Source organism: Streptomyces cupreus (assembly GCF_014257025.1).
Classification (GTDB): Bacteria; Actinomycetota; Actinomycetes; order Streptomycetales; family Streptomycetaceae; genus Streptomyces; species Streptomyces cupreus.
The window spans coordinates 1-14,825 of record NZ_JACMSF010000045.1; the positions used below are offsets into that span (position 1 = coordinate 1).

Consider the following 14,825-nt stretch of genomic DNA (forward strand, 5'->3'; position numbering starts at 1 on the left):
AACCCGGCGGTAGAGATCAAGGTGGCTGCCGGGGTGAGCCAGGAGCGAGTGGCGCGTAATGCCCTGGGCCAGCAGGGCGGTTGGGGCTGGTGGGGTGAGGCGGTGCCCCCTCTCTGGCCGCTCGTCGGGGCAGGGGTCGGGTGCGGTGGCATCCAGCGCCCCGGGTGGGGCGAAACCACTGGTCCCAGCAGAACGAGAAGGCGCAGTTGACCAGGGTCTGGTGGCGGCGGATGGCGTGGTCGGAGGGAACTGGAAGTCTGCCCAGCCGAGTTCGTCCTTGATCTGCTTGTAGCGCTGCTCGATCCACGGCCGCAGCCCGTAGAGCCGCACGATTTCGGCAAGGTCGGCCGACGGGTGCGGACTGGTGACGGCGTGCGGGGCGTCGGGATGAGGCAGGTTGGTGGCCAGGTACCAGGTCGCCTTCTCCGACAGGGTGGCCGGTCGGTGGTGGCCACGACCAGGCGGCAGGGGCTGTCGGGGCCGTAGCCGCCCAGGCTCGCGTCGGCGGCCCACCAGCTCTCGGTGTGCCCGTCGCGGAAGCGGCGCTCGACGGGTGTCCACTCGCCGGGTTGGCCGGCGTCCCACCAGACCAGAGCGGGTGCGGTGTCGACGGGGTTGTGCGGCTGGTCGGCCGGGGATCACGTACCGTTGCGCCGCTTGAGGGCCACCACGTAGGCCAGCCCGGCGTCGCACAGCGTGAAGTACCAGTCGTCGCTGACGGAGTAGGCGCAGTCGGCGACCACCGCCCGGAAGCCGAAGCCCGCCTCCTTGCCTCGGGCCGCAAGATCGGCGGCCAGCTGCGGTTTAGTGCGGAAGGCCGGCTCACCGGCCGCGGGCGAAGTGGTGGGCGGGTGTGTAGCAAGTCGCGTGCAACGGGTAGTACACGCGGCCGTCGGTCCACACCGTGGTCACCGTGACGATGCCGTTGTCGGTCTTGCCCAGCCGGCCCAGCCACTGCCGTCCCACATGCGCGATCGCCGTGCCGTCCTTGCGGTCCCCGGAGTCGTCGATCACGATGACCCCGCCACCGTGCGGAGCGGTCGTTGTCTGGCCGCGCAGCAGGTCAAGTCGTCGGTCGTTGACTTGCTCGGCGTTCCAGGTGGACTCGGACAGGAAGAACTGCAGCCGCTGCGCTGCCGCCGCTCCCGCGGCGCGAGCAGCCCGGTCAAGTACTCGCGAAACCCCCGCCGCTGGGCGAGGCCGGCAAAGAGGTCGTCGAACCGGTCCGCGGACTCCTCCCAAGGGCCTGGGGCGGGCTGAAACGAACGGCGGGCAGTCATCATCAGCCCCCAGCATGGCAGTTGACTCGTACCCACCGCTCTACGACCGAACCAGCCAGCCGTCAACCCACGCTACCGCCGGGTTAACGAACTACCGGTACCAGCGCGGCTTGTGCCAGCGGATGCGCGCCGTCCGGCCGCCGTAGGGCAGATGCCGAGGCGCAGTGACGCGCCGGTCCTTTCACCCTCGCCGCGCTCCGCAGCAGGATCGGGAGTGAAGTCCGCTGACCCTCGGCTGATCCGGGCGAGCGGTGCGAACAGGCTCGCCGCCAGGACGATGGGAATTCGCTGTCGGAACACAAGGCCGATGTTCGCGAAGCTGATCGAATAGGCGACCACACTCGGGACGATGAACGCCAGGAGCACCCAGAACGACGTGCGGTCCCTCTTCCACAACCGCCGCGCCCCGATCGTTGCGAGCACTGCCAGGATGTACCAGATCAGCGCGTCGATCTTGCCCAGCTGGAGCGCCAGAGTCCCACTTTCCCAGGGGAAAGGCGCGAAGACGGTGTAGACCAACCGCAGGGCGAACGAAGCGATTGAGTCGTCGTCGAGTGCAACTCCCGACCCTCCCACGAGCAGGGCCTGATGCACCGTCTCGGACTGCGCCAGGGCGAGCTGCGCATGAAGACTTCCCGCTACGCCGTCGCCGCCTTTCTCAGAAATGAGGAGTGCCGCCGCCGTGCCAGTCATCGCAATACAGGCGATAGCCCGCATCGACACCAGCTTCACAGGCCGGAACATCCCGATGAGGAGCGGTGGGATGCAGAGAAAAACCATGTACGACCGGACGTACCAGAGCGCCCACAGCAACGGCACGGCCGGTAGAAGCCTTGCCACTCCGGGTCGCTTCGCGCAGCACACGGCGGTCGCGACGCAAGCGATGACGAGAAACGCGTTGAATCCGTCCTTATACATGTCGGAGGTGTGCAGGACGAACGACGGCAGAAAGGCCGAGACGGTGAGCAGCCAGAAGGCCATGCGATCCGGCGCCCCCAGCGCAAGCGCTGTCCGGTAGAGGATGATGCATGTCGCGCAGGCAACGAAGGCTACGAATGCGGTACACGCCAGCGGCGCGGAACCGCCGCATGCGTACATGATTAGTGCGAACAGATTACACGGCAGGGGCACGCGGACGGCGGATAGCTCGTCCACCGTGACAAACGAAATCCCATTTTGTTGCCACAATTGCACGATAGTGCGTGCAATTGCCTCGTAGCCCAGATTGTCGCCACCGTAGCCGATCGCGTCCACGCGGGTCACAGTGATGTGAACGGCGAGGCGGAGCGCGAACGCCGGCACCAGCACGGCCAGGCACCGAACCACATTTATCCTGGGGGCGGCAAACAGTACCGTCACGAACAGTGCCAGCGCAATGACCGCCACCAAAAGGATCTCCACCTGCGTTTCCTGCCTCTCCAAGGTCTCGTAAAGAGATCCGCCCCGGGCCGTGCCGCGGGTCCATTCCGCCCGCCTCGATCTATCAATAACCCATCTCGATGCCGAAGTCAGGGCTGGCATGCTGGGTCTTCGAAATTAATGGGGGTGCGTGTCTCGCCGGCTTCGGCGGGTGGTTGCGCAGCGTGACCGGAGGCGCTGGTTCTCTCGGTTCGTGAAGGCGAAGGCGTTGCGGGCTTCGAGCTTGATGAGGTGCGGTTGTTGCCCTCGGACCTCGGCCAGGACGAGGAGTTCGGGCAGGTGGGCGTGGAAGCGGTAGCGGGCACGTGGATCTGCCGTCCGTAGGTCCCCGTGTGGTCCAACTCGATATTGAGCAGGGCGAGTTGCTCTTCGGTGAGGTCTTCCTTGCTGCGGCGCAGGAGTGTGCGGACGGTGTAGATGCCGTCGCCCTTGCGGGCCCGGCGGCCCTGCTGCTTCCAAGTCGGCGCGGTGAAGTTGCCCCGCACCAACTGCAAGACGGCGAGCGGTGAAGCGGGTCCGGTCGGATCCGGAAGCATCGGCGGGTCCCTCAAGGCAGGCGACGTAAGCACCGCCGATGCTTCTCTGCTGTCCACACCCCACGCGGTCCGATGACGCCACATCACCCAACTGAGCGACCCCGACGGCGATCACCGAAAACGTCGAAAGTCGAGAGTTCACCCGATCGGGGTCAGCGACTGTGCAGCCGGTGCTGCGTACTGCGGAAGGCGCTGGAACCAGCGCAGCGTCTCGGTCAGACCCTCGTCGAACGACGCCGCTGCGACATCCGGGAACAGCTCCCGCAGCAGACGGTCGTCGGCTTGCGAGTCCCGCACGTCTCCCCGGCGCGGGGGTTCGTGCACGATCTCCAGGGGTGCATCCAGGACGGACGCCATGCGCTGGGCAAGATCGAGGACCGACACTCGCGTGCCGAAGGCGAGGTTCACCGGGCTGCTGGAGGTGACGCGCCGAAGGGCGGCATCGGCCAGAATCCGTGCGACCGTTCCCACGTAGGTGAAGTCACGGGTCTGCCGCCCGTCGCCGAAGACCCTCAGCGGCACACGGCGCATCATGGCGTCGGCGAAGGCCGGAACTACTGCGGCGTAGGCGTGGCCGGCGGGCTGCAGTGGCCCGTACACGTTGAAGAAGCGCAACGCGAGGGTCGGCAGGTCGAAGGCCGACCCGTAGGCGAGTACGTATGACTCGGTCGCAAGTTTACTCGCGGCGTACGGGCTTAGCGGGCGGGTTGGAAGCTCCTCGTGCTTGGGCAGATCCGGGACCGACCCGTATACGGAGGACGACGAGGCGGCGACCACATGGACACCCCGCGCCCGGCACGCTTCCAGCACGCGCATGGTCCCGGTCGCGTTGACCTCATGACTGGCGAAAGGATCCTCGAGGGAGCGCGGCACGGAGGGGCGGGCGGCCAGATGGACGACGGCATCCGCGCGGTGGAGCACCGCGTCGAGGAGCTCCCGGTCCAGAATGCTTCCCTCGACCAACTCCACGCCTGTGCCGGCGAGATTGGCCGCCGATCCGGTGCTCAGGTCGTCGAGGGCGACGACGTTGCTGATGCCGGGCCGCGAGACGAGTTCCTTGCACAGGTTCGCTCCGATGAAACCTGCACCTCCGGTAATGACGATGTTCACTGCTGGTCTCCTTTCCGTAGGGATGCGGGCCACCACCCATGTGCGACCGCGATGGAGGTGTAGACGTCCTGAATGTCGGTCACGAGGCGCTGCGCCCCGAACCGCTGCGCCGTCCAGGCGGCCGCACGTTCACCCATCCGCCGCCGCAGCGGCTCGTCGTGCAGCAATCGCACGGTGTGTCCGGCGAGTTCGGCGGGGCTGGTGGAGGCCAGGAGTCCGGTCTCCTTGTCCCGTACCACCTCCGCGACGCTGCCCACGTTCGTGGCGACAACGGGCACCCCCGCCTGACCGGCTTCGATGAGACTGAGCGGCATCCCCTCGTTGTCGGAGGTGAGCAGCACCACGTCCGCCGCGGCGTGCACGGTCTCCACGTCGGACCGCCAGCCGAGCAGATGTAGTGCGGACCCGAGGTCGCTCACCGAGGCGAGGGCGTCCTGCTGTTCGCCCTCTCCGCACACCAGGAAGACGGCGTCCGGTACGGCCCGGTGCACCTCTCGGGCCACCTCCAGGAACCGGTCGGGCCGCTTGATCCGGGTCACTCGCCCGACGTAGGCGACCACGGGGCACCGTTCGGGCAGACCGAGGCGCCTGCGTGCTTCGACGCGCCCCGGCGGTGTGGGAAGGGTCGTTCCGGGCGGGACGACGACGTACTGCTCGGGCCGGCCGATGCCGGCGGCCAGCAGTTCGTCTTGGACACGCGCCCCTACGGACAGCAGCCGGTCGCAGTGACGCGCGAGCCGTCGTTCGGTTCCGACCACCAGGCGGGTCTTGACGGGGGAGAAGTACCCGTGCAGCAGATGCCCGTGAAAGGTATGCACCCGCGCGGGTACCCGGGCCATCACCGCCGCGACCCGTCCCAGCGCACCGGCCTTGGCCGTGTGGGTGTGCACGATGTGGGGTCTGAACCGGCGCATGGCCGCGATGAGTTCGGCGAGCGCCCGAAGGTCGTCGGCGGGGCGCACCGCTCGGCCGAGTGCCGGAATGCGGGTGACCGAAACGTCGGGGGCGCAGTGGTCGATGTAGTCCGCCTCGTCCGGTCCCACTGATCCGGCGAACAGACGATGGTCGAAGCGTTCAGGGTCGAGCCTCCGCATCAATGTGGAGACCTGGAGGGCGGGTCCGCCGACGTTCATCCGAGCGATGACCCTTATCACCTTGACGCGCGGAGGGCGGAAGTCCTCGAGGTGCCCGCTTGTGATCGACATGACGAATACACTAAACCACGACATATCGAAATAAAGCGGAATGCGGAGTGTGCCCCATATGCCCTTGAAGGAAGAAGAACCAGCGACGCGGTCCGTCCCTCACACAGTCCGACCGGACCCGACCCCCGACCGGGTGCACCTGATGATCTGTGAGCTCGGCCTCGGGGGGGCGGAGAAGCAGATCACCCTTCTGGCCCGGGAGTTGAGTGAGCGGGGCATCACAACGGACCTGCTGGTCATGTTCGGCAGAGGGCCGCGCGAAGAGGAGCTGCTGGGCTCCGGGGTGAGGATCGTGGACCTCGGATTCCGGCGCCGCAAGGCCGTGACCCTGCTGACCTGCCTGACGGCCAACGCACGGGCCTTCGCCCGACTCGTCCTTCACCTCTGGCGGACTCGACCCCAGGTTCTGCAGACGTTTCTGTTTCACTCCTACCTGGTCGCCGCACCCGCAGCTCGGCTGGCGGGGGTACCGGTGATCGTGGCCGGGCGGCGCTGCCTCGGAGACGCCAGACGGGGTCGCCGCCTGGCGTTCGCCGCCGAGCGCATGGCGACACGGTGGACGGACTCCGTGGTCGCCAATGCGCAGGCTGTCGCGGACGACGTACGCCGCAACGAGGGCGTACCGGCCTCCAAGATCACCGTGATCCCCAACGGCATGCCCCGACAGGACCTCGAACCGGCACACGCGGCCACGGTCGAGACTCCGTTGCCCCTCGTAGTCTGCGTAGCCAACCTCATCGACTACAAGGGACACCGGTACCTCCTCGACGCCTGTGCCCTGCTCCGCTCAAGAGCGCGCGAGTGCACCCTGCTGCTCATCGGGGATGGCCCGGAGCGCGCACCTCTGATGGCTCAGGCCCAACGGCTCGGAATCGACGTGCGGTTCCTGGGCACCCGTACCGACGTGGCGCGGTTCCTCGCGCGGGCCGACATGGTCGTCCTGCCGTCCCTGCACGAGGGATGCAGCAACGCCGTGATGGAGGCACTCGCGGCGGGCAGGCCGGTGGTTGCCACCGCAGTCGGCGGTACGCCGGAACTGCTGCGAGGGCGTGGCGTGCTGGTGCCTCCCGCGGACGCGGCCGCGCTCGCCGACGGTCTGCAGCGCCTGCTCGACGATCGTGAACTCGCCAACGAGTTCGGCCGGCGGGGCCACGCATGGGCTCGCGCCAACCTGAGCGTGGCGGCGATGACGGACCGCTACGTCTCCCTGTACCGCGAACTCCTGGGGCGGCGATGTGCGGCGTAGCGGGAATCGTGTCCACGACGCCTCCGGATCCCGGAGTCGTCCGGGCAATGTGCGATTTGATCGTCCATCGTGGCCCTGACGGCGAGGGATTCCACATTGGCGAGCAGGTGGCGCTCGGCATGCGACGTCTGGCCATCATCGACGTCGCCGGAGGTGATCAGCCGGTCTACAACGAGGACCGCAGCGTCGCGGCCGTGTTCAACGGCGAGATCTACAACTTCGCCGAGCTCCGCACGGAGCTACGGAACCTGGGCCACAGGTTCCGCACGGACAGCGACAGCGAGTGCCTGGTCCACTTGTACGAGGAGTACGGCGACGACCTGGTCCACCGGTTGCGCGGCATGTTCGCCTTCGCTCTGTGGGACGTGAACAAACGCCGACTGCTGCTGGCCCGCGACCGGGTGGGCAAGAAACCGCTGTATTACCACCAGGTCGGCAGGGAGTTGGTCTTCGCCTCCGAACTCAAGGCGCTGACCGTAGTCCCCTCGGTGCGCCGCGATCTGGATCCGGTGGCCCTGCATCACTATCTGACCTACCAGTACGTCCCAGCCCCCTGGTCGATCTACCGAGGGGTGCGCAAACTGCCCCCCGGACATCTGCTCGTCTGGGAGAACGGCCAGGTGGACGTACGGCGCTACTGGGCGCTGGACTTCACCCCGGCCTACGTCGGCGACGAGCAGGAGGCGATTGAGCGGACCCGTGAGCTGCTGCTCGAGGCGACCCGCATCCGCATGGTCGCCGAGCGGCCGCTGGGCGCGTTCCTGTCCGGAGGCATCGACTCGTCCGCCGTGGTGGCCGCCATGGCACGGATCGCCGACGGACCAGTGAAGACGTTCGCCATCGGCTTCGACGACCCTCGCTACGACGAGCGGACACACGCCCGGACGGTGGCGCAGCGGTATGGAACCGACCACCACGAGCTGGTCGTCGAGAGTTCCGCGCTGGCCGTACTGCCCACCCTGGCCTGGCACTTCGACGAGCCCTTCGCCGACTCGTCCGCCATCCCGTCCTTCTACGTGGCCAGACTGAGCCGCGAGCACGTCACCGTGGCACTCAACGGCGACGGCGGCGACGAGGCCTTCGGCGGATACACGCGCTACGCCTTCATGTCCCGAGCGGGCGGCATCCGGATTCCTCGCGGGGCTCGGCTGGTTTTCCAGCGTCTGGGACGCTCGCTACTCCTCAACGGGCCGGACCGCTCGCGTCGTCGGAAGGCTGGCCAGGCACTGACCTTTCTCGGGGAGGAACCGCGGCGGCGCTACGCCCGGCTCATGTCGTACTTCACGCCCGAGCAGAAGGACGCCCTGTACACGGAGGGGATGCGCGAGGAACTATCGGGTATTGACAGCTACGACCTATTGGCTCAGGCGTTCCAGACTTCCGTCACGGACGATCGGGTCAATCAGCTCATGGACGTGGACGTCAACACCTATCTGCCCGGGGACCTTCTGGTGAAGGTGGACATCACGACCATGGCCAACTCCCTGGAGGCTCGCTCACCCTTCCTGGACCACCATCTGATGGAGTGGGCGGCAGGGCTACCGGGCGACCTCAAAGTACGGCGGGACACCACCAAGTACCTTCTGAAGAAGGCCGTGGAGGACTGGCTGCCACCCGAACTCCTGCACCGGCCGAAGCAGGGATTCGGTGTTCCGCTGGGCCACTGGCTCCGCACCGAGCTGCGGGACCTGGCCTGGGACGTCCTGACAGACCGGACGGCCCGATCCAGAGGCCTGTTCCGGCCTGAAAGCGTGAAAGCCCTCCTGTCCGAGCACGAAGCGGGCAAGAACCACGCCAACAGGCTGTGGGCACTGATGCAGTTCGAACTGTGGCACCGCAGATTCGTGGATCAGGCTCTCACCGGTTCGCCCTCGTTGGCGCAAAAGATCCGGCAACACCGTGGCTGAACGCGGTGCGCAGTTCGTGAGCATGTTGGGGGCCCGAGTGGCCACCCTCGCGCTCGGCGTTGTCGTCAGTGCGCTCATTGCCCGGTCGCTTTCGCCCGAGGAGCGCGGGATGTACTACATAGCGGTCACGTTCGCCCTGACAGCCATAGCTCTGGGACACCTGTCCGTAGAGCAGGCGCAGACGGCGTTGTGGCCGGATACGTCGAGACGAGCCGTGCTTACGGCCAACAGTGTTCCCCTGGGACTCTGCATCGGGGCCGCGGCCGCCTTGGCAGCCCTTGCCGTGGCCGGTGTGCTTCGGAACGTGGCCAACCTTCCTGATATGTGGATGGTGGCCATGGCCTGTGCGGGCGTGCCTTTGTCCATGGCTGTTCTCTATGCGAACAACATCGCGTTCCTGAGTGACCGGGCCCAGTTAGTTGCAGCGGTGATGCTGCTCGGCATGGGCTTCCAGTGCCTATCCCTCATTGTTCTCGGCGTGTCGGGACGACTCACCGCGTACTCGGTCGTGGTCATCTGGACCATCGCGGCTGGCGTATCGCTGATCGTTCTGATCGGCGGCAGAAACGCTCTCGTCGGCCGCCGCGCTGACCTCGCGTCGGCGCTGACCACCTGTGCCATGGGAGTTAGGTTCCACCCCGGTTCGGCCGCCGCGTACCTCTTGCAGCGATCGGATGTCTTCCTGCTCAACGCATTGGCCGGCCACCGTCAGGTCGGCATCTACTCGTTGGCCGTCACCCTGGCGGAAATGAGCCGTTTGGTGATCGACGTCGTCTGGCAGGTCACTTTGTCCCGGCAGCTCGACGAGAAGGATCGCGATGCTGCGGGTGACACGGTACGGATCATCCGGCTCATGGTGGTGCTGGCCATTGCCTCGGCACTGATCGCAATCGGTCTGACGTCGGTCCTGGTAGTGCCCGTCTACGGCCATGCCTATGCCACAGCGCATCAGCTTCTCGTGCTCCTGCTCCCCGGCATTCTGCTGGCGGGGGCGAGCCGGCCTGCAGCCACGTACCTCTTGGGCAGCCGCTCGTCGCGGATCATCGTGTATCCATCCGTGGCGGCACTGATCCTCAACATCGGACTCATTGTGGTGCTGATTCCTGTCTGGGGAGCAGCAGGGTGCGCCGTCGCAACCGGCGTCGCCTATGCGGCACTGGCGGTGTGCCAGGTCACGCTCTTCATTCGGGTGACTGGAATCTCGGGGCGGCTGTTGCTTCCCAGAGTTTCGGACTTCGCCGAGATCACGGGGCGGCTGAGGGCCGCTTCCCAATGACGATGTCAAGCAGCACTGGTTGCGGGTGGTGTGACTTGGTAGCACCGTCGATCACGGATAAGGGCCCACAGGACGTTGACGCGTCGGCGGGCAAGGGCCAGCACGGCTTGGACGTGGCGCTTCCCCTCAGCGCGCTTGCGGTCGTAAAACTGGCGCGAGTTGGGGTCGCGCTGGACGCTCACGAGCGCAGAGGTGTAGAAGACCTCGATGGCGTGCTCGTCGTCCGGACGCAGGAGCGTCAGGTCCCGGCGCATCCGGGCCTGGTCGGCGATGACGGTGGCGTCCTTGGCATCGGTTTTCCCCATGCCCCGGTAGCCGGCCGAGGCACGGTTGACGGCCATGCCGGGGATATAGACGAGCTGCTGGCCGTGGTTGAGCGCGCGATGCGGTTCCGGACGACCTTGCCGGCGTGGTCCTGGTACTCGCGGCTCCTAATCAGCGGTTAGGCCGTCGTCAGACACCGGGCGGCCAGGTTGGGGGAGCCATCGAGGGCAACCCTACGAAAGCCATACCCGGTGTCTCCGGGCCTCCAGACCCTACAAGTGGTCTTGATCAACCCGATCGAGAAGGTAGGACCCTACGAATGGCTGGGGCAGGCCCAGGAAGAAGGTAGAGACTCATGATCGGTCTTCCTGCGGCTCCTCGGAGTCCACACCTGAGCGGTGGTTCATCCAGCGGCCGCGAGTGAAGTCCGGGATCGACTGCGGAACGCCCCCCTGCTTGAGGGAAGCGTTGCTGAGCGGCAGGGGGGAAGCCCAGGTGGCCGCGTCGTACACGTCGAAGTCGGGGGGCAGGCCAAGTCGCATACACTGCACTAGGCGCAGAAGCATGAGATAGTCCATACCATCGGAACTTCCTGGCGGATTCGGGTACTTCTTCCACAGCCAGTGGTCCCAGCGGTCGTACTTGGCAAAATCGCCCCAGACGCCATTCGCCATGTCGGGCTCGACATAGATCCGAGGCGGATAATCCTCGAAGACACCCTTCGTGCCGCCGAGGATGTTAACGCGACTGTAGGGATGGGGATTGGAGACATCGTGCTCCAGTCGGATCAGTCTGCCCCTGGCGGTTTGTACCAGGCTGATCGTCATGTCACTCTCGATGTAGGTCTCCTTCCAGCTGGGGTCGCTGACCGGCACGTGCTCCTTGCGGTAAGCAGAGAGGCCCAGTGCGGCGGAACCGAGGGTCGTAATGCGCACGGCGCGATCGCCGCGGTTGATGTCCATGTAGTTGGCCACCGGCCCGAAGCCGTGAGTGGGGTACAGATTCCCTCGCATCCGAGTATGCCAACGGCGCCGCCAGCCACCCTCGTAGTGGTCGGAGAAGAGACCGTGGCGCAGATCGTGGATGTAGGCCCCCGCACCGTGCACCAGTTCACCGAACACGCCACCATGTGCCATGCGCAGCACGCGCATTTCAGTGCGGTCGTAGCAGCAGTTCTCCAACTGCATGCAGTGTTTCCGAGTGGTCTCCGACACATCCACCAGATCCCACAGTTGCCCGATCTCCACGGCGATCGGGCATTCAACACCGACATGCTTTCCGCTGAGCATGGCGGTCCTGGCCATCTCGAAGTGGGATTCCCAAGGTGTCGCCACATAGACGAAATCGAGGTCGTCCCGGCGACAGAGGTTGCGGAAGTCGTCTTCGCCCTTGGTGTAGACAGCAGGCGCCGGCCAGCCCGCCGATTCAACTTTCGCAGCAGCCTTGGCCACCTTGTCCTGCACTGGATCGCAGAGTGCCACGACACGCACCCCGGGGAGTGCGAGGAAAAGGTCGATCATGCCGCCACCGCGATGACCGAGACCGATGATCCCGATCCTGACAGTGCTGTGCCGCTCGAAGGGTACCCCGATCATCGTCGCTCCCTGAGGAGCGGGCGAGTCGACTACTGACGAATGAGCGGTTTCAGCATCCAGACCCTGCAAGCCCATTCCAGCGGTCAAGAGACCCGCGGTACGCAGAATCGAGCGACGATTCACCGAAGGCTCCGTGTCGTCATGCCCCGGGGACGTGCCCTCGTTCATCGCGCCTACTTCTCCAGTACTAGAGTGACGGACGCCGCGTGGCGGAGTGCGCAGAAGGCCAGCCAGTCAACGACGGGCCGTCGAGTACGGCGGTAAATGTCCAGGCTCCGGCGGCCCAGCTCAGCGGCGAGCTTCTGCTGCCGGTTCGAAAGCCTGAGTTCTGCGTGCTTCGCCTCGTCCACGAACTCCTGGAAACATCTGTACGTGCTGCCAGGTGAAGATAGGTCGAGAGGTGTTCGGCGGTTTCTGCCATGTCCCCAGTCCTGTTTTTCCCCACCCCGACCGCCGTCACATGCCTGCCATTGCCGCGCGTTGCTCGTGTTAGGATCACGAAGAATTGAGGTGAAGGGTGAATGGTTCCTGCGGGTACGTCAGCTGCGCGCGAAAATGAACTCGTTGCAGCCGATCCCGCCCTTGCAGGTCTTCAGATGGCGCAGTTGGAACTCGCGCTCACGACAGAAGTCGAAGACCCGCTCGGGTGAGGCTACTTCGAAGGGATACCCGCCCACCCAGTCGACGAGGTCATGCTTGCGCGACATGCCCCGCGGGCATGGCTCGGTCCAGGGCGTGGACCCGGCTCCGCCCCCCATCAGACCAGCCGCCACCCGCAACGGATACCGCCTGCCGAGATACAGCATGCTGCCGGCCAGCAGCAGGCGCCGCACGGCGGGCCCGGAGTCGTTGTACCGGCGTTTCACCGAGGTCCACATGCGGCTTTCCCCGCCCTGGTCGTTGTAGATCGACACATACAGAAGGCCATCCCGGGCGACGAGCCCGCATACCGCTTCCATAGCCTTCCACAGGGCACCCGTGTGGTGCAGAACCCCCCACGAGTAGACGATGTCGAACTGCCCGAGCCCCTGCACGAACCCGGCATCGAGGATGGAAGCGCACTCGATGTCCCAGGCGCTACCCGGGGCGAAGTCATCCCGCAGCTTCCGGGTGGTTGCCACCGAGTCGGGGTCGAAGTCGAAGGACCGGACGCGTGCCCCGAGCCGCAGGGCTGCCAGGGAGAACAGACCGCTACCGCAGCCGACGTCGAGGAAGGTACGCCCGGTCAGGTCTGAGGTTCCCAGAGCGTTCTCCAAAGACGTCTGCGCACCGCGGACGCGCTCCTCGTCGATCAGGCGCCCGAACTTCTGCCAGTTCAGGCCGAACGCGAACCGGCGGCCCTGGCTGATCTCAGTCTGGCAATCGAGCACTGTTCTCTCCTCAGTACATGCAAGGGGTGGGTTGATCGGTGCGGTCCGCATGCCGCGAGGTCTGTACGTCGTGCGGCTGAGAGGGAGTGGCCGGTACCCCGTCGGACACGGGGAGTAGGCCGGCTCCCGCCATCGGATGCGCGGGCGCGCAGGCAGCCCGGCGCGACAGACCCCGCCATATGAGGGCCGCCAACAGCACCAGGGCCAGGACACCCGCCTCAGCGCCGAGCCACAGGAAGTCGTTGCGGGTGTTCATGTAGAGGCCGACTGATCACTGAGTTCTCCATTCTCATCGAGAGGATGAGAAACCCTCCCATACCTCCCCTCAGACGCATTGCGTCCCATTATGTCCAAGGGGGATGTCTCGAGACGCCCAACCTCGCCGGGTACTGATCCGAATGGCCTACCCCGTGTTGCGGCTCGACGGCGCTGCCCAGACGCAGGCGTACCTCTGCCGTGACCGAACCGGTTGAGCGTCCACCGTGATGAAGCGCCCCTAACTACGGCTCTTCCTCCCGCAGTTGGGGGCGCTGCCGGTCCCGCGCGAACACCCGCCCTACCTGACCCGGACGGCCGAACGCTCGCCACCACTCGCCGTCCTGCCCGCAGGGAGTGCGGGAGATGTCGCCGGCCCCGGCATGGACGGAACCCTCAGCAACAATGCCACCGCGGCGACGCCGACCACGGCGGCTGCCGGGAGCAAAACGCCCGGCGGCAGGACGCCCTGTGCCAGGAGCAACCCGGAAAGACCGCCCAGTCCCGCGAACGCCCACAGAACGGTGACCGCCTGCTGCTCCGTCAGGCCCGTCCGCCGCAGCCGGTGGGATGCATGGTCCAGCCCTCCCTGCAGCAGCGGCCTCGACTCCCGGTAACGGGACAGCATGACGAGTGCGGTGTCCACGGTCGCCACCAACGTCGTGACGAGCAGCCCGGCAGGGGCTGTGAGACCCGCTGAGTCCTTATGGAGCACCACTGCCGCAGACGCCAGGGTGAAGCCGATGAAGAGGGACCCGGAGTCTCCCAGGAAGATCCGTGCCGGATGCCAGTTGTGCAGGAGGAAGCCCAGACAGGCACCGCAGAGAGCCACGAGGACCAGTCCCAGCCCGGCCTGTCCGCTCGACCACGCGTTCCAGCACAGGAATCCACAGATGACGGCGCACACCGACGAGGCCGCTCCGTCCATGTTGTCCAGCAGGTTGAACGCGTTGGTGGTGAAGACGATCCACAGGACGGCGAAGGTGGCGTCGAATACGCCGCCGAAGATCGTCGGATGCCCGCCGACGAACACGACGAACGAAGCCGCCGCGGCCGCCACGCCCAACCGCAACGCCGGCGGCAGCGGGTGCAGGTCGTCGACGAGTCCCAGAACCGCCATGATCGCGGCACCCCCGAGCAGTACCGCGAGGCCTGGGTTCCCGAAACCGCTGGCGAACGCCGTGACGGCTCCGGTCGTGAGCGTGACGACGGCGACCGCGATCCCGCCGAGGTATGGAGTCGGACGAGCATGGCCCTTGCGGTCGTTGGGCCGGTCAGTGATGCCATGACTGAGGGCGAACCGCCGCAGCGGTTCCGTCAGCAGCACACCGAGCGACAGGGCCACGCAACCGACTGCCACCG

General features: G+C 66.2%; 10 protein-coding genes and 2 pseudogenes. 3 read left to right on the forward strand and 9 right to left on the reverse strand.

Translation table 11 applies throughout. The features are described from left to right. From H4N64_RS46900 to H4N64_RS32020, 5 genes and pseudogenes are all read right to left on the reverse strand, one after another. Window positions 1–1,280, reverse strand: a pseudogene (locus H4N64_RS46900) (IS701 family transposase); the annotation flags it as partial. Window positions 1,281–1,352: 72 nt separating this feature from the next. Beyond that, window positions 1,353–2,681, reverse strand: coding sequence for a hypothetical protein (locus H4N64_RS32005; protein ID WP_186285935.1), 1,329 nt, complete (start codon window positions 2,679–2,681; stop codon window positions 1,353–1,355). A 107-nt stretch (window positions 2,682–2,788) separates the two neighbouring features. Next, on the reverse strand, window positions 2,789–3,235 hold the full coding sequence (locus H4N64_RS32010) for a hypothetical protein (protein ID WP_186285936.1): 447 nt from the start codon (window positions 3,233–3,235) through the stop codon (window positions 2,789–2,791). A 138-nt stretch (window positions 3,236–3,373) separates the two neighbouring features. Beyond that, the gene (locus H4N64_RS32015; RefSeq protein WP_186285937.1) at window positions 3,374–4,345 is read right to left on the reverse strand and encodes an NAD-dependent epimerase/dehydratase family protein; all 972 of its coding nucleotides are present in this window, start codon (window positions 4,343–4,345) and stop codon (window positions 3,374–3,376) included. Beyond that, window positions 4,342–5,550 carry a glycosyltransferase gene (locus tag H4N64_RS32020; RefSeq protein WP_186285938.1) on the reverse strand — a complete coding sequence of 403 codons (1,209 nt, stop codon included), beginning with the start codon at window positions 5,548–5,550 and terminating at the stop codon, window positions 4,342–4,344. Before H4N64_RS32020 ends, H4N64_RS32015 begins: the two co-directional genes overlap by 4 nt. A gap of 142 nt (window positions 5,551–5,692) precedes the next feature. Here H4N64_RS32020 and H4N64_RS32025 point away from each other — a divergent pair, with 142 nt between their 5' ends. Genes H4N64_RS32025 through H4N64_RS32035 form a run of 3 tightly spaced genes read left to right on the forward strand, consistent with a single transcriptional unit; the run spans window position 5,693 to window position 9,979 of the window. Then, complete coding sequence (locus H4N64_RS32025; RefSeq protein ID WP_186285939.1) at window positions 5,693–6,796, forward strand: glycosyltransferase; 1,104 nt, start codon at window positions 5,693–5,695, stop codon at window positions 6,794–6,796. A 47-nt stretch (window positions 6,797–6,843) separates the two neighbouring features. Further along, a complete protein-coding gene (gene asnB / locus H4N64_RS32030; protein WP_260860089.1) occupies window positions 6,844–8,703 on the forward strand; it encodes an asparagine synthase (glutamine-hydrolyzing) in 1,860 nt (619 codons plus the stop codon). A 22-nt stretch (window positions 8,704–8,725) separates the two neighbouring features. Further along, the gene (locus H4N64_RS32035; protein ID WP_260860093.1) at window positions 8,726–9,979 is read left to right on the forward strand and encodes a lipopolysaccharide biosynthesis protein; all 1,254 of its coding nucleotides are present in this window, start codon (window positions 8,726–8,728) and stop codon (window positions 9,977–9,979) included. 5 nt (window positions 9,980–9,984) lie between these two features. Here the strand turns inward: H4N64_RS32035 and H4N64_RS46905 are convergent. The 4 genes and pseudogenes from H4N64_RS46905 to H4N64_RS32055 all read right to left on the reverse strand — a co-directional run. Next, window positions 9,985–10,356 (reverse strand): annotated as a pseudogene (locus tag H4N64_RS46905) (IS110 family transposase); the annotation flags it as partial. Between the two features lie 240 nt (window positions 10,357–10,596). Next, the gene (locus H4N64_RS32045; protein ID WP_186285943.1) at window positions 10,597–12,006 is read right to left on the reverse strand and encodes a Gfo/Idh/MocA family protein; all 1,410 of its coding nucleotides are present in this window, start codon (window positions 12,004–12,006) and stop codon (window positions 10,597–10,599) included. Window positions 12,007–12,377: 371 nt separating this feature from the next. Then, window positions 12,378–13,259 (reverse strand): class I SAM-dependent methyltransferase, encoded by an 882-nt coding sequence (locus tag H4N64_RS32050; RefSeq protein ID WP_186285944.1) that lies wholly within the window; start codon window positions 13,257–13,259, stop codon window positions 12,378–12,380. Between the two features lie 505 nt (window positions 13,260–13,764). Beyond that, window positions 13,765–14,808, reverse strand: coding sequence for an MraY family glycosyltransferase (locus H4N64_RS32055; RefSeq protein WP_186285945.1), 1,044 nt, complete (start codon window positions 14,806–14,808; stop codon window positions 13,765–13,767). Between the last annotated feature and the right edge of the window lie 17 nt (window positions 14,809–14,825).